Origin of the sequence: Lysinibacillus sp. FSL M8-0216 (assembly GCF_038595555.1) — a bacterium.
Taxonomy (GTDB): Bacteria; Bacillota; Bacilli; order Bacillales_A; family Planococcaceae; genus Lysinibacillus; species Lysinibacillus fusiformis.
The window spans coordinates 2575960-2590402 of sequence record NZ_CP152007.1 but is presented as its reverse complement, the minus strand read 5'-3'; the positions used below and the strand labels follow the sequence as shown (position 1 = coordinate 2590402).

Sequence of the window (14443 nt, the reverse complement as noted above, 5' to 3'; positions counted from 1 at the left end):
CATGGCAAATTCATTAATCAGTGTCCAAATTATTCCGAAGACAGAGAAGTATGAGGATGTCATTCCTTATGTAGATGCGGCCATTGCAGTTATTAATGCATCTGGTGTGAAATATGAGGTTCATCCACTTGAAACAACGATGGAGGGTGAGCTTACAACTCTCCTTCAAATCATTGAAAAAATGAATATTAAGATGGTCGAGCTAGGAGCCATTAATGTCATTACACAAGTAAAAATTTTATATCAACCAAATGGAATTACAATGGCTACATTAACGGAGAAATATCAGTCATGAAACGGGCATTACAAAAGGGAAGGACGATAATTTTTATCGCCTTCCTCTTATTCATATGGGAGCTTGTTGTGCATATCGCTGATGTTCCTCCATGGCTCCTTCCAGCACCGAGCATAATTGTAGTAGAAGGCATTCAATCGTATCAGACGTTCCTGCCACATGCTCTGGCTACTGTGCAATTAGCTTTACTAGGACTTGCTATTGGAGTTGGCTGTGGTCTAACAGTGGCAATTGTTTTGCATCGTTTTCCTTTCATTCGGTCGTTATTTTATCCGATTCTCATTATGTCGCAAAACATACCTATTCTTGTGTTAGCACCGCTGCTTATTATTTGGTTTGGCTTTGGCTTATTACCAAAGCTCATCATTATTTGTCTAGTGTGCTTTTTCCCTATTGTCATAGCGACAATGGACGGTTTTCGTCAAACAGCACCCGAGTTAAAGCATTACTTTGAAATGATTGGTGCAACGAAGGCCCAAACGTTTTGGAAACTAGAATGGCCACATGCCTACCCAGCTATTTTCTCAGGTGTAAAAATTGCTGCAACTTATAGCGTAATGGGGGCAGTCATTGCGGAGTGGCTTGGTGCGAAAAAGGGAATTGGTGTATACATGACCTTAGCACAATCCTCCTTCCGTACAGATCGAGTGTTTGTCGCAATTTTTGCGATTGTCTTGTTAAGCTTATTGTTATTTAGTAGTATTCGTTTGCTTGAAAAATTAATGGTAAAGGGGAGAAGTTATCATGCTCAGCATTCAAAACATCGCTAAGTCCTTTAACAGTCTACATGTTCTTGATAATATTTCCTTTGATGTCAAGAATGGTGAGTTTGTGGCCATTGTAGGTCCATCCGGCAGTGGTAAAAGTACCCTTTTTCAATTAATTGGTGGGGTCTCTTCGGTTGATCAAGGGGTGATTTTATTAAATGGAGAGGATATCCTGCAAAAAAGAGGAACAATTGGCTATATGCCACAGCAGCCTTGTCTACTGCCTTGGCGTACTATTTTAGAGAATGTAACTATAGTTGAGGAACTGCAGCAAAAGCCTAATGTTGAACGTGCAAAGGGGTGGCTAGAAAAGGTAGGACTTGCTTCCTTTAGCCATGCTTATCCAAACCAGCTATCTGGAGGGATGCAACAACGTGTATCCTTCATCCGTGCCATTGTCAGTGATAAACCTATTTTATGTCTAGATGAACCATTTTCTGCGCTCGATGAATTTACAAGACTGGAAATGCAGGCATGGCTACTGTCCATTTGGGAAGAACATCGAAAATCCATCTTATTTGTCACACATAGTATTGAGGAGGCACTCTTTTTAGCGGATCGTATACTTGTTTTATCGAAACGACCTGCAACGGTGAAAAAAGAAATCATTGTCCCGTTTGAGCGTCCTCGCAAAGAAGAAATTCGTCATTCGGCCACATTCACAGCCTTGAAGCAACAATTATTCATGTATTTACAGGAAGAAAAGGGTGATTTGCATGTTGATTGATGCCCATATTCATTTAGATCAGTATAAGGACGTGGAAATACCTTCTTTATTGGAAGAAGTAGAGGCATTAATTGCGGTAAGTATGCAGCTGTCCTCCTGTCAAAAGACGTTGAATTTAGCGAAGGTCTATCCCAAAGTGAAGGCAGCTTTTGGTTTCCATCCCGAGCAACCTTTACCGAGTGAAATAGAAGAGAAGGCTTTATTTGATTGGATTCGCTCGCATAGTGATGAGATGATAGCAGTCGGCGAGGTCGGTTTACCCTATTATTTAAGGCAAGAACAAGTTTTGGATGTTCGCCCGTATGAGGCTTTATTGGAACGATTTATCGTATTGGCGAAAGAGTTGGACAAACCGATTGTATTGCATGCTGTGTATGAGGATGCTACCGTTGTGTGCGAATTACTAGAAAAGCATCAGCTTCGTCAGGCACATTTCCATTGGTTTAAAGGGGACGAGGCAGTTGTGAAACGCATGATTCAGCAAGGTTATTTTATCTCCGTTACGCCTGATGCATTGTATGAAGAGGAAATTCAACAGTTAATTCAAATCTACCCGATTGAATTAATGATGGTTGAAACAGATGGTCCATGGCCGTTTGAAGGTCCATTTACAAATAAACCTACGTCTCCGTGGATGATACATTCGACGATTGAGGTGATTGCAGCCATCAAGGGATTGTCTATACAAGAAGCGGCTCAAATTATCACTCAAAATACGACAAACTTTTATCGACTTTAAACTAATTTTGTAAGTGACACTTGTGTTTTCTACAATAATAAAAGCAGTATAGGATACAAACTAATTATCCGTATACTGCTTTTTATGTTTAGTAAAATCATGCTTCAATTTCTCTGTCTTTGTTTTGGTGGTGCGTTCATGTGTACTGAAGGAATTGGATTGGCGATTTTTCTCTACATCCTTGCCAACAGTTCTTTTTATTTGCATTCGCTTCTTTTTCGCCCTAGATTGAGCCATTTTCATTCCCTCCTTTTAACAATTATAGTAACGAAAATGAAAGAAAAAGTAAAACCTCGTAAGCAAGAACTTACGAGGTTTATGACATAGATTTAGTGAGATACGTCCTGTACAGAAATACCTGTGTTTGCTTTAACGTCAACTTCACGATATTTTGCATCATCAGTTTCTTTAGAAAGTAATGTGCCGATGAAACCACCAAGGAAACCAAGCGGTACAGAGATTAGGGCAGGGTTCGTTAACATAATTAACGGATCACCCACGAAAATCGCCTTGCCTTCAACTGGATTCCATACGTTTGGTGACATAGCTACTAATACTAAAGCAGAGATTAAACCTGTTAACATCGCTGTAACAGCACCAGCTGTATTAAAGCGTTTCCAATAGATTGTGTAAATAATAACTGGAAGGTTAGCAGAGCCTGCAATACAGAATGCTAAAGATACTAAGAACGCAACGTTTAAAGTTTGTGCACCAAGTGCTAATAAAATGGAAATTATAGCGATTGTAATCGAACCGATACGTGCTGCAAGAACTTGCTCTTTTTCAGTAATTTTACCCTTTTTAATGATTTGCCCATAAATATCATGTGATAGGGCAGAGGCACCTGAAAGTACAAGACCTGCTACTACCGCTAAAATTGTTGCGAATGCTACCGCACAAACGAATGAGAATAGAATGTCGCCACCTAGTGCTTCTGCAAGAAGTGGGGCAGCCATATTACCAGCAGCATTAGCCGCAATAATATCTTCTTTTCCAACGAATGCTGCTGCACCGAAACCTAAGAAAATTGTTAAAACGTAGAAGATACCTACAATCCAAGTAGCCCAAATAACAGATGAACGAGCCGTTTTTGCATCCTTTACAGTGAAGAAACGCATTAAAATATGTGGAAGACCCGCAGTACCTAATACTAATGCAATTAACATGGAAATTGTGTCAAGTCCATTTGTATATTTTAGACCTGGGTTTAAATAAGCAGCGCCACTATCTGTCGCTGTAGACATTTCTTTGAACATTGTTGCAATACTGAAGCCAAACTCTTTTAATACTAAGAATGAGATAATAACTGTACCTAGCATTAAAAGACAAGCTTTAATAATTTGAACCCATGAGGTCGCTGTCATACCACCGAATAATACGTAGGTTGTCATCATGAAACCTACGATCAATACAGCTACCCAGTAGTCGATACCTAAAAGTAATTGAATAAGTGCTCCTGCACCAACTAGTTGTGCAATCATGTAGAATAAAACAATTGTAATCGTGCTTAAAGCAGCTGTTCCACGTACTTTTGAGTTATTGAAACGAGCTGTAATCATGTCAGCTAAAGTGAATTTTCCAAGGTTACGTAATGGCTCAGCAACGATGTATAATACCACTAAGTAAGCTACTAAATAACCAATAGAGAAGAAGAATCCGTCAAATCCAAATAATGCTACTGCACCTGCAATCCCTAAGAAAGAGGCTGCTGATAAATAGTCACCTGCGATAGCTAGTCCATTTTGCCAGCCTGTTAAGCCCCCGCCAGCTGTATAGAAGTCACTTGCAGAAGATGTACGTTTAGATGCCCACCATGTGATAACTAATGTTAAACCAACAATGGCTACGAAGAAGAATATGGCTGTAAAACTCATTCCGTTATTCATCGGCGGCCACCTCCGTTCTCATATTCTGCGATAATCGCTTTTGCTTCTCTGTCGAAGTTGTTTGCTTTAGCTACATATAAATGACATAACCCCCATGTCATGATGAATAGCCCTGCGGAATAAATCCACACCCAAGTAATTTCCCCAAATGCCTTTTGGTGTAGAATTGTTGTGTACGATGTCAGAATTGGTAACAACATGTAGGCCAATAAAAATATGGCAGTCATAGACCAAAGAAAAGAGTTCTTTCTGCGTACAAGAGACTTAAACGATTCTTGGTTTGCAATTGCATCATAGTCAATCACGACACCTTTTTTTGCTTGATTGTTCGCCATTAACATTCCCCATTTTGTGTATATTTTTTCTGCCTTAAGACTTGATTTTGCTAGTTTAGTGAATTCACATTCTCATTTTATGAAAGAGTTCACAAAATTGCAATACATTTCAGAAAAATTATGTAAAAAAAATTTTTCTGAAAATAGTCCTGAAAGAGAAAAAAACCTCCGAAACCAAGAACATCTAGGGTTTTAGAATATTCAGATAAATAAATGAAGCAAAGAGAAATCTAGATTCTTGACAAAAAAAGAATGATAAATCCACAAAAATGCCTTGGTTTTTTATCCATATTTAAACACTATTGCCTTAGTGAAAATTGGTTTTTTTCTGTATTTTGGAAGTCAAATAATATTGTTCGATAAGTAATTTGCTAGTTGTTGAATAACAAAAAAGGCGAAAAACTCGACCGAAAATCGAATTTTTTGCCTATTTTTTTGTATATTTTGAATTTCAATTCATTATGCATACAGTGTATAAAAATTAGTGAGAAATATCAGATACAGAAACACCAGTATTCGCTTTTACACGAATTTCTTTATAAATACGTTCAGCCTCTTCAGTTGGTACTTTACTAGATGACAGGACCGATCCCAAATAGCCTGCAATAAAGCCTAATGGAATGGTAATAATGGCTGGAACAGCTAGTGGTACAAGTGGTTTACCAACAAAAATAGCTGCACCTTCAACAGGACTCCATACATTTGGTCCCATCGCTCCTAAGATCAAACAAGAAATTAACCCTGTTAGCATCGCTGCTACAGCACCAGTAGAGTTGAACTTCTTCCAATAGATCGTATAAAGAATGACAGGTAAATTCGCGGATGCACCAATACAAAACGCAAATGACACTAGGAACGAAACGTTTAAGCTTTGTGCAAACAGCGCTAAAACAATGGAGACAATTGCAATTGAGATAGAGCCTGTCCGTGCTGCTACTACCTGTTGCTTTTCCGTTAATTTTCCATCTTTAATAATTTCTCCATATATATCGTGTGAAATCGCGGATGCACCCGTTAAAACTAAGCCAGAAACAACCGCTAAAATTGTCGCAAAGGCTACAGCACCGATAAAGGCCATTAACACATCTCCACCTAAATAATGTGCCAGCAGTGGGGCAGCTGTGTTACCAGCCTTACTTTCAGCTAAAATTTGATCTAAACCTACAAAATTTAACGCACCGAAGCCTAAAAATATTGTTAATGAGAAGAAGATAGCTGTAATCCAAGTTGTCCATGATATAGACGAGCGAGCCGTTTTGGCATCTTTTACAGTAAAGAAGCGCATTAAAATATGTGGTAAACCTGATGTTCCTAAAACTAAGGCCATCATCATCGATACGGAATCAATCGTGCTTGTGTATTTAATTCCTGGTACAAGGAATTCCTCCCCATGATCGACGGCAATGGTGTCAAACATTTTCATTAGAGAGAAATCAAATTTCACTAATACTAATGTAGCTAATAAGCCTGTCCCGAATAATAGTAAACTAGCTTTTATAATTTGTACCCAAGAAGTTGCTGTCATGCCACCGAATAATACGTAGGTAGTCATCATTACACCGACAATTAACACGGCAATCCAATATTCAATGCCGAATAGTAGTTTTATCAATGCACCTGCACCTACAAGCTGTGCAATCATATACAGAATGACAATAATAATCGTACCTGATGCCGCCACGCCACGAACTCGCTTTTCATTAAAACGAGCCGTTAACATGTCAGCAAGTGTATAGCGGCCTAAATTACGCATAGGCTCAGCGATGATATATAGAAGAACTAAGTTGGCTACAACATAGCCCACAGAGAAAAAGAAACCATCAAAGCCAGTTAAAGCAATCGCACCAGACACCCCAAGAAAGGCTGCAGCTGATAAATAATCACCAGCAATCGCAAAGCCATTTTGCCACCCCTTTAATCCGCCGCCAGCTGTATAAAAATCAGCTGCTGAGGAAGTACGCTTGGCTGCAATATAGGTAACAACAAGTGTTAAACCAACAATAGCTAAAAAGAAACCTACGGATACAATGTTCATTTAGTTACCACCTTTCGCATGATACTCGGCGAGCACAGCAGCTGCAGCTTTATCGAATGAAGCAGCTTTTTTTACATATACTGTACAGAGCACGATGGTCATCACAAATAATCCAGCCGAGTAAACCCAAACTCCTGTAATATTTCCGAAGATTTTTTGTTGTAGTACAGGCTGGAATGCAAGGATCGGAAGCAAAATATAAAGAATAAGAAACACTGCTGTAATCGAGAAAAGAAAGGTGTTTTTCCTTTTCACAAAGCTATTGAACGATTCCATTGCCTCAATTGCATGATAATCAACGCGTTGTGCTTGTTTTTCACTAGAAACATTCGCCATTATTATTCCCCCTAAAGTTATATATTTCTGTTTTAAACGACATATTTCTTTTTCGTTCGCCGTTATATTCACTTATTTTATGGGGGATATTCTTATAATGCAATACTAATTTTTGAGTTTTTATAATTTTTAGTCATTTCATTTTTATGGGAATAACATAGAAATATTAAGGGTTTACTAGAAAAATATTGTATGAAAGAGAGTGTTTATTTCTATTGATATAATATTCTTAAAATAGATTACTGCTAATAAAAATGACTGCGGGAGAAAATAATCACTTAAAAGAGAATTTTCTGTATTTTATTATTCTGCTATTAATATCCTGTGTTGATTAATAGTGTGGAATCGTTTGTTATATAACAATGAAATTTTTCTTTGGGAAATAAAGAAAATGATAAAAAAAAGCTTTGAAAATTTTTAAAAAAAGGAGAGCCATTTGGGAGAAGTAGAGTGATGTAATGCCAAAAATAGTTAATGTTCACAACTTACACAAAATGCAACGCTTGGATAAGCTCATTATCTTGTATTTGGAATCTAGAATGCATAAAATAAGGTGAAGAAATGAAGGGAAGTGTGCAAAATAAATGAAAAAGAAAAGCATGCTGCTAGTTTTAGTACTAGCATTCAGTAGCATTTTAGCTGCTTGCGGAAGTTACAAGTTTGAGCCATCTCTAAATATTGAGGTTCAAGATTTTAATGTAACCAATCAAAAAAATGAACAAGTGAGCCTTGATAATTTAAAGGGCAAGCCTTGGTTGGCCATGTTTATTTTTACAAACTGTACGACAATCTGTCCGCCTATGACATTTAATATGACAGAAGTACAGCAGGCCTTACAGGATGAAGGTCTTGAGGATTATCAAATTGTTGCATTTAGTGTAGATCCGGAAGTGGATAAGCCAGACGTATTAACAAACTACTTAAAAACGTATAACGTTGTAGATGAAAGTAAATGGCAGCTATTAACAGGCTATCAGCAGAAATTTATCGAGCAATTTGCACGTAAATCATTCAATTCATTAGTCAAGAATGATCCTAACTCAGACCAAGTCATACATATGTCGAGCTATTATTTAGTGAATGCAGACGGCACAGTTGTAAAAGACTATGATGGCGCGACAAACGTACCAGTTGAAACAATCGTTGGAGATATGAAGGCTCTTATTAAGGAAAGCAAGTAACTCAAGTAACACAGAGGTCCATGTGACTTCTGTGTTTTTTTGTTGTATAGAGACGAGCTTCGAAAATTGATTCGTCTCGATTTACTTTCTCAATATTGCACGGAATAGCCCTGTATTATATTGTTGTATTCATAACGGTTCAATAACTTAAACTATTCAACTAATTAAAGGAGGTATTCACTTAATGACTAAAGAGGAACAGCTACACATCATTAAAGAAAATTTTATGAACTGTCAAAAGGTATTATTGGCAATTGGTGATGAAACACGTCAATCTATTTTACTTGTTCTAATGGCAACAGATTGTCAAACAGGCTTGCGTGTTGGGGAAATCACAGAGCAAACACATCTTTCTAGACCTGCTGTGTCACACCACCTTAAAATTTTACGAGATGCTGGCGTTATTTTAATGCGTAAAGAAGGGACAAAAAATTTTTATTATATAGATATACGTACGAGATTAGGTTTACTAAAAACACTTGTTACAGATATTGAATCGTTGTTAAAGGAATATTATTGAAACGACTGGTATCAGACATGAATTGGAGGAATCAACAATGAAAGCAATGGTAATTGATAAATATGGCGCTGCTCCCATGCGTTTAGCAGAAGTGCCTACACCTAATATTGGTGAATATGAAATTCTAGCAGAAATTCGTGCGGCCAGTATTAATCCGATCGATTTTAAAATACGAGATGGGAAAGTAAAACTATTAATTAAGTATGAAATGCCTCTAATCCTCGGAAATGATTTTTCAGGAGTTGTGGTAAGGGTTGGTACAAAGGTAAGTCGATTTAAAGTAGGAGATGAAATATATGCACGGCCACGTAAAAGCAAAATTGGCACCTTTGCTGAATTTATTGCAATTCATGAGGATGACATAGCGTTAAAGCCTAAAAATTTAAGTTTTGAGGAAGCAGCGTCCATCCCACTCGTTGGCTTAACTTCATACCAAGCATTGCATGACATCATGCAATTACAAACAGGACAAAAAGTATTGATTCATGCAGGGTCTGGTGGTGTCGGTACTTTTGCTATTCAATTAGCTAAATTAATGGGGGCAACTGTGGCAACGACTGCTAGTGAAGCTGGGGCAAATCTAGTAACAACGCTCGGTGCTGATGAAGTAATCAACTATAAGACAGAAAAGTTTGAGGAGCTATTAGAAAATTATGATGCAGTTTTCGACACACTCGGAGGGACGTCACTCGAAAAATCCTTTGAGATAATTAAACGTGGAGGAAAAATCGTTTCAGTTTCAGGCTTACCGAATGCACGCTTTGCGAAAGAGCATGGCTCAGGTTTTTTTAAAAGATTATTGTTTTCAGCAGCAAGTTATAAACTGACTGCACTTGAAAAGAAGCATGATGCTCACTATTCATTTTTATTTATGAAGCCAAGTGGTGAGCAATTACGTATAATTGCGGACTATATTGAATCGGGTAAAATCAAACCTGTCATAGATAGAATTTTTTCATTTGAAGAAGCTCAACAAGCAATGGAATATGCCGAGTCTGGAAGGGCTAAGGGGAAAATCATAGTCAAAATCAAGTAATGGACTAAGCGATTCAGGTTGTTATCCCATGTTGGCAAAGCAAATGCTCACTTATAAATTTCTTTTTATATGGAAAATTTTGCTGTAAAATAAGTTCTAGGTCGATTTAGAAAAAAAGGATGATTTAATGAAGAAAGCAGTGAAAATAGCCTCCTAAAACCAGCCAAAATTTTAGGAGGCGTGAAAAAATGAAATTTTATTTGATAGACCGCGAGAATTGGCAACGAAAAGAGTATTTTGAACACTATTTGCAACAACAAACATCATTCAGTATAACGAATGATATTAATATTACTGTTTTGATGGAGAATTTAAAGAAAAAGAATTTGAAACTATATCCTGCGTTTATTTTTATGATTACTAAAATAGTCAATGCACATCAAGAATTCAGAACTAACTTTAACGCAGAAGGGCAGTTAGGGTATTGGGAGGAAATGTTGCCTTCATACACAATTTTTGATAAACAGTCATGCACATTTTCTTGCGTTTGGACATCTAATTTCACTACATTTACTGAATTCTACACGCAATATGAGCAAGATATAGAAACATATAATGGTACAGATCGAATGTTTCCCAAAATGCCTATACCAGAAAATAATATTCCTATCTCCATGATACCATGGTGTTCTTTCACTGGATTTAATTTGAACATTCATAATGGTGGAGATTATCTATTACCGATTATAACGGGTGCTCAATATGCTTCTATAAATGGGGAGTATCGCTTACCAATTTCGCTACAGTTTCATCATGCAGTTTGTGATGGTTATCATGCAGGGATTTTTATGAATGAGCTGCAAAAACTTGCTGATAATAGTGCAGAATGGCTATAGTTTTTATAAAAGGAGCTGTGATTGCAGCTTCTTTTTTGGGGACATAACAGTTTATTTGTAATTAGAAGGTGGAAGCGTCCGTCATAGCTGAAGACACCAATGTTATGTTTTTGAAACCACCGTTTTATTTATAACAGTCTAGTAACTAGAGAGGCTTTCTATTCAAATGAAATTTATAGTAAACTAACCAAAAGCGAGGAGAGAAATCATGATTAAACAACTAATCGTCGGTGACACATTGCATGAATTGACCGCTACACGTCGTATTTTGGAACGTTTGCCTGAGGAGCATCTGTCATGGAAACCTCACGAGAAGTCGATGACGCTCGGTGGGCTAGCCACACATTTGATTAATATACTGAACTGGCAAATTGCTATACTTCAATACTCAGAGTTTGATCTCTTAACCGTACCGCTAAGAAGAGAACCTTTAGAAAAACAATCGGATATTCTAAATGAGTTTGACGGAAACGTTGACAAGCTGGAACAAATGCTTGCCGAATGTGACGAAAATATGCTAGGTCAAGAATGGATATTGCGTCAAGGTGACCATATTATTCGCCGTGAGCCACGTGCACTCGCATTCCGTACCTTCGGATTAAGCCATATGGTCCACCACCGAGGGCAACTCGGAGTATACTTGCGCCTTCTCGATATTCCCGTCCCTGGCATGTACGGTCCCTCTGCTGACGAACAAACCTCATGAGCGAAGGTTCTTCATTCGAAAAGGGTAGAAACATAGTTTGAAGGCTCATATTTTAGCAAATGTCTGCCACCTTACATGAAAATGCTTAGTATAAAAGGAGCGACCAAAGCTAATTGTCTTATAAAGGACAAGGCGTTTTGGACGTTTCTTTTATTTTGATGAAATTGTATTAATCCTAAGTGGATGGTAAAAAAATTTTTAAATTGGATGGTGATAAAAAATTAAAATCCTTTATCATTGAAAGGCGGATGATCAAACATCCATATAGCGACATTACATATTAATGAGAAATCAAATTATTAATAAAGTAATAGCTATGAAGAAAAATGGCTGAAAGAGTTGATATAAGATGACAACGGGATTGATCATTACGATAGTGATTGGATCTATTATTAAATTGTTAATGAGCCCACCAAGTATAGCTGTGGCATGGGTAGTAAATAAATTTGAGCTTCACAAAGAACTGGACTCAAAGGAAGTTACGGTTACGTTTAATGGATATAATTTAGAAGAGGGAGAAAAAATAAGATTTATAGATTTTTTTAATAAAGCTATCTTTTTGAAAAAATATTATATATTTCCGGGCAATGAAAAATTATTTTTACAACCTGAGACGAGTGTTACACCCTTTGTCATCAACTTAAAAAGTGGCAAAAAAGATGTGGATTTCTTAATTTTTCCCTACGATGATCATGTGGATGTAGTCAAGAAGCGTAAAGAGAAAGTGATTTCATATAGCCTTAGTTCAGAAAATCTACAAAAGTTCACTATATAAACAGCTAATTAAATTTTTGAAAAGTAGGGATTCGGTCCAAACTGCGGTTTCAGTGTAGAATCCCTCTTCTATACGAACATCTGATTTCTCAACTCATTTGTATAGTAATTTACTATTTCTTTTTGCAGGAATTACAAAATAACCAAAAGATACAGGTACAAGACAATATCTTTCAGTTTTTATGCAAAGGTTCTTACAATAAATCGTCTTCTTTTATTGCATTCTTACATATACCTTATGTATAGCGGATAGGTAGCGCTAAGGTAGAATAAAAAGCTGTTTTTTTGAAAAAAACCCAATTTCTCTGTATAAATTAGAGAAATTGAGCTTTGCTTTTATTATCGCTTTGAATTTGTTTGAATAGTAAACTTAGAGACATTTTCCTCCATTGTATTAGCTAACTTTGCTAATTCTTCACTAGAATGGGCAACTTCATAAATGGAGTTTGTTTGATTCTGTAAATATGCGGCTGCTTCTTCCGTACCAGCTGCATTTTCTTCCGATATAGCAGATAAGTTTTGTAGAATATCTATTACTTCGTCCTTTTTTTCACCCATATTATTGCCTAAGTTATATAAATCCTCAATTACCGTTTTTATTTTTTCAATAGAAACTGCAACATCTTCGAATTTACCATTTGTAGTTTCAACACTTTTTGTTTGCGAATTGACAAGATTATTCACTTCTTGCATTGTTTGAACTGCTTGTGCAGTTTTTCCTGTTAAATCTCCTATCACTGTGGCAATTTCCTTAGTGAATTGATTGGATTGTTCTGCCAATTTCCGTATTTCGTCCGCAACCACCGCAAATCCTTTTCCTGCTTCACCAGCTCTAGACGCCTCAATAGCCGCATTTAGGGCTAGTAAATTCGTCTGTTCAGCAATAGTTCTTATCATCTGACTTGCATTTTGAATTTTCCCAGAGCTTTCGTTAGTCGTGAGAATGATAGTATAAATTTCATTTGCTGCCATATTATTTTCTTCTGTTGTAGCAACAAGTTCCTTTAATATGAGTAAACTCTCATCTTTTATATTGCTTACTTCATCGACAAATTTATTTAGATTTTCTAAATGACCTTGATTATTTTCAATTAATACTCCAAGCTCTCCAATACTTGTAGTCCCATATTCGGTATCTTTTGCCTGTTCCACTGCACCCTTAGCGATGTCTTCAACAGTGGATGATAAATCCTTCGAAGACTCTAAAGAAATACTAGTAGCATCTTTAAGTTCTTCAGAAGATGCAGTTACCTTTTTTGAAGTTAGACTGATTTCATTAAGTAAATCAACAAAATTATTCTGCATCTCATTTAATGCATGTGTAAGCTTGCCTACTTCATCATTTCTACTTGTATATTTTAAATTGATTAACTCAGTGAATTCTCCTTTTTCCATTTCATTGCATTTATCAACTGCTAACAACAAAGGCTTAAACATTTTATTTAAAATAATAATCATTAGTAAAATGATTATTAAACAGCCAGCACTAACTGTAATAATTTCCTTGAATAAAATTTCATTCGTGACCTTTGTGATATCGCCCTCAAAAATGCCAACATCCATAGAACCGTAAAGCTTATTATCTATGTAAATGGGTACCATTATATCGAACGTCCAACTTTTCTGAACATCCGCATAAAATCTACTCGTCATAGTTTTCCCATTTTTTGCTCCATCTACTGAGTAGGGGTCATCTTCATAGTTTTTACCTATTTTCTCTTGATCACTATGAGCAATTGCCGTAACGTTTTTATCAATGACTACTGCATAAGCTATCCCACTTTGCTTAGCCTTGTTTTCAACAAAATTTTGCAATTCCACTGTAGGATTAGATGTAGAAAGTAAAATATACTCCGCTTGACGTGCAATTTCATCGACTTGCTGGATACTCTTTTCTAATAGCGCATCTGAAACATTTTCTTTAACTGTACTAATATTCAAATAGGAACTAATGCTGATAACCGAAATAAACAGTAAAAGTGTAAATCCGATAATGCGATTTTTTAAACTTCCTTTTCTGACCTTACCATTTTTCAGCTGTTGACTCATAGATACTTACCCCCTTCTTTTTAACTATCTCAACTTTTTAATTAATTATAGTTCTTTAGTTATGGTTAATCAATATTATTTGGAAAAAAATTATTACTTTAGGTTATAAATTCTAAAATTTTGAAAACTTGCCCTTAGTTGGTAGCTCTTTATATCTTTTGTTCGCAGTTCATTTTCCGTACTATAGGTTAATGAAGCTTACATAATTAATCCTTTTCCTT

Annotated in this window: 16 protein-coding genes; 10 read left to right on the top strand and 6 right to left on the bottom strand. The window is 36.5% G+C overall.

Annotated elements, in window-relative coordinates; genetic code table 11:
- Position 1: 1 nt before the first annotated feature.
- Genes MKX57_RS12650 through MKX57_RS12635 form a run of 4 tightly spaced genes read left to right on the top strand, consistent with a single transcriptional unit; the run spans position 2 to position 2528 of the window.
- Positions 2-295: a thiamine-binding protein gene (locus tag MKX57_RS12650; protein WP_008178760.1), complete on the top strand. Its 294-nt coding sequence runs from the start codon at positions 2-4 to the stop codon at positions 293-295.
- Entirely contained in the window at positions 292-1065 is a 774-nt protein-coding gene (locus tag MKX57_RS12645; RefSeq protein ID WP_089987191.1) for an ABC transporter permease, read from the top strand. Before MKX57_RS12650 ends, MKX57_RS12645 begins: the two co-directional genes overlap by 4 nt.
- Complete coding sequence (locus MKX57_RS12640) at positions 1040-1789, top strand: ABC transporter ATP-binding protein (RefSeq protein WP_089987190.1); 750 nt, start codon at positions 1040-1042, stop codon at positions 1787-1789. The genes MKX57_RS12645 and MKX57_RS12640 overlap by 26 nt, the downstream gene beginning before the upstream one ends.
- Complete coding sequence (locus tag MKX57_RS12635) at positions 1779-2528, top strand: TatD family hydrolase (protein ID WP_089987189.1); 750 nt, start codon at positions 1779-1781, stop codon at positions 2526-2528. Before MKX57_RS12640 ends, MKX57_RS12635 begins: the two co-directional genes overlap by 11 nt.
- Before the next feature lie 60 nt (positions 2529-2588).
- Here MKX57_RS12635 and MKX57_RS12630 read toward each other — a convergent pair whose 3' ends face one another.
- From MKX57_RS12630 to MKX57_RS12610, 5 genes are all read right to left on the bottom strand, one after another.
- Positions 2589-2765, bottom strand: coding sequence for a hypothetical protein (locus tag MKX57_RS12630; protein ID WP_164908714.1), 177 nt, complete (start codon positions 2763-2765; stop codon positions 2589-2591).
- A 92-nt stretch (positions 2766-2857) separates the two neighbouring features.
- Positions 2858-4402 carry a sodium/solute symporter gene (locus tag MKX57_RS12625; protein ID WP_043990796.1) on the bottom strand — a complete coding sequence of 515 codons (1545 nt, stop codon included), beginning with the start codon at positions 4400-4402 and terminating at the stop codon, positions 2858-2860.
- 8 nt (positions 4403-4410) lie between these two features.
- Positions 4411-4749 carry a DUF485 domain-containing protein gene (locus MKX57_RS12620; protein ID WP_025116302.1) on the bottom strand — a complete coding sequence of 113 codons (339 nt, stop codon included), beginning with the start codon at positions 4747-4749 and terminating at the stop codon, positions 4411-4413.
- A gap of 481 nt (positions 4750-5230) precedes the next feature.
- Complete coding sequence (locus MKX57_RS12615; RefSeq protein WP_089987188.1) at positions 5231-6784, bottom strand: cation acetate symporter; 1554 nt, start codon at positions 6782-6784, stop codon at positions 5231-5233.
- The gene (locus MKX57_RS12610) at positions 6785-7120 is read right to left on the bottom strand and encodes a DUF485 domain-containing protein (RefSeq protein ID WP_089987187.1); all 336 of its coding nucleotides are present in this window, start codon (positions 7118-7120) and stop codon (positions 6785-6787) included.
- A gap of 584 nt (positions 7121-7704) precedes the next feature.
- On the opposite strand from MKX57_RS12610, the gene MKX57_RS12605 reads away from it, so the two are divergent.
- From MKX57_RS12605 to MKX57_RS12580, 6 genes are all read left to right on the top strand, one after another.
- The gene (locus MKX57_RS12605) at positions 7705-8301 is read left to right on the top strand and encodes an SCO family protein (RefSeq protein ID WP_008181322.1); all 597 of its coding nucleotides are present in this window, start codon (positions 7705-7707) and stop codon (positions 8299-8301) included.
- Positions 8302-8476: 175 nt separating this feature from the next.
- On the top strand, positions 8477-8821 hold the full coding sequence (locus MKX57_RS12600) for a metalloregulator ArsR/SmtB family transcription factor (RefSeq protein WP_089987186.1): 345 nt from the start codon (positions 8477-8479) through the stop codon (positions 8819-8821).
- 37 nt (positions 8822-8858) lie between these two features.
- Positions 8859-9857, top strand: a complete 999-nt coding sequence (locus MKX57_RS12595; RefSeq protein WP_342529405.1) for an NADP-dependent oxidoreductase — start codon at positions 8859-8861, stop codon at positions 9855-9857.
- A 188-nt stretch (positions 9858-10045) separates the two neighbouring features.
- The gene (catA, locus tag MKX57_RS12590) at positions 10046-10693 is read left to right on the top strand and encodes a type A chloramphenicol O-acetyltransferase (RefSeq protein WP_008181328.1); all 648 of its coding nucleotides are present in this window, start codon (positions 10046-10048) and stop codon (positions 10691-10693) included.
- A 208-nt stretch (positions 10694-10901) separates the two neighbouring features.
- Positions 10902-11399 (top strand): DinB family protein, encoded by a 498-nt coding sequence (locus tag MKX57_RS12585; RefSeq protein WP_008181330.1) that lies wholly within the window; start codon positions 10902-10904, stop codon positions 11397-11399.
- Positions 11400-11748: 349 nt separating this feature from the next.
- Positions 11749-12174: a YfmQ family protein gene (locus MKX57_RS12580; protein ID WP_008181333.1), complete on the top strand. Its 426-nt coding sequence runs from the start codon at positions 11749-11751 to the stop codon at positions 12172-12174.
- Between the two features lie 338 nt (positions 12175-12512).
- Here the strand turns inward: MKX57_RS12580 and MKX57_RS12575 are convergent, their stop codons facing one another.
- The gene (locus MKX57_RS12575; protein WP_239354668.1) at positions 12513-14222 is read right to left on the bottom strand and encodes a methyl-accepting chemotaxis protein; all 1710 of its coding nucleotides are present in this window, start codon (positions 14220-14222) and stop codon (positions 12513-12515) included.
- Positions 14223-14443: the final 221 nt, after the last annotated feature.

What these genes read in the sequence shown, in the direction of transcription:
- MKX57_RS12650 (WP_008178760.1), top strand. Translation starts at nt 2, where the DNA reads ATGGCAAATTCATTAATCAGTGTCCAAATTATTCCGAAGACAGAGAAG.
- MKX57_RS12645 (WP_089987191.1), top strand. Translation starts at nt 292, where the DNA reads ATGAAACGGGCATTACAAAAGGGAAGGACGATAATTTTTATCGCCTTC.
- MKX57_RS12640 (WP_089987190.1), top strand. Translation starts at nt 1,040, where the DNA reads ATGCTCAGCATTCAAAACATCGCTAAGTCCTTTAACAGTCTACATGTT.
- MKX57_RS12635 (WP_089987189.1), top strand. Translation starts at nt 1,779, where the DNA reads ATGTTGATTGATGCCCATATTCATTTAGATCAGTATAAGGACGTGGAA.
- MKX57_RS12630 (WP_164908714.1), bottom strand. Translation starts at nt 2,765, where the DNA reads ATGGCTCAATCTAGGGCGAAAAAGAAGCGAATGCAAATAAAAAGAACT.
- MKX57_RS12625 (WP_043990796.1), bottom strand. Translation starts at nt 4,402, where the DNA reads ATGAGTTTTACAGCCATATTCTTCTTCGTAGCCATTGTTGGTTTAACA.
- MKX57_RS12620 (WP_025116302.1), bottom strand. Translation starts at nt 4,749, where the DNA reads ATGGCGAACAATCAAGCAAAAAAAGGTGTCGTGATTGACTATGATGCA.
- MKX57_RS12615 (WP_089987188.1), bottom strand. Translation starts at nt 6,784, where the DNA reads ATGAACATTGTATCCGTAGGTTTCTTTTTAGCTATTGTTGGTTTAACA.
- MKX57_RS12610 (WP_089987187.1), bottom strand. Translation starts at nt 7,120, where the DNA reads ATGGCGAATGTTTCTAGTGAAAAACAAGCACAACGCGTTGATTATCAT.
- MKX57_RS12605 (WP_008181322.1), top strand. Translation starts at nt 7,705, where the DNA reads ATGAAAAAGAAAAGCATGCTGCTAGTTTTAGTACTAGCATTCAGTAGC.
- MKX57_RS12595 (WP_342529405.1), top strand. Translation starts at nt 8,859, where the DNA reads ATGAAAGCAATGGTAATTGATAAATATGGCGCTGCTCCCATGCGTTTA.
- catA (WP_008181328.1), top strand. Translation starts at nt 10,046, where the DNA reads ATGAAATTTTATTTGATAGACCGCGAGAATTGGCAACGAAAAGAGTAT.
- MKX57_RS12585 (WP_008181330.1), top strand. Translation starts at nt 10,902, where the DNA reads ATGATTAAACAACTAATCGTCGGTGACACATTGCATGAATTGACCGCT.
- MKX57_RS12580 (WP_008181333.1), top strand. Translation starts at nt 11,749, where the DNA reads ATGACAACGGGATTGATCATTACGATAGTGATTGGATCTATTATTAAA.
- MKX57_RS12575 (WP_239354668.1), bottom strand. Translation starts at nt 14,222, where the DNA reads ATGAGTCAACAGCTGAAAAATGGTAAGGTCAGAAAAGGAAGTTTAAAA.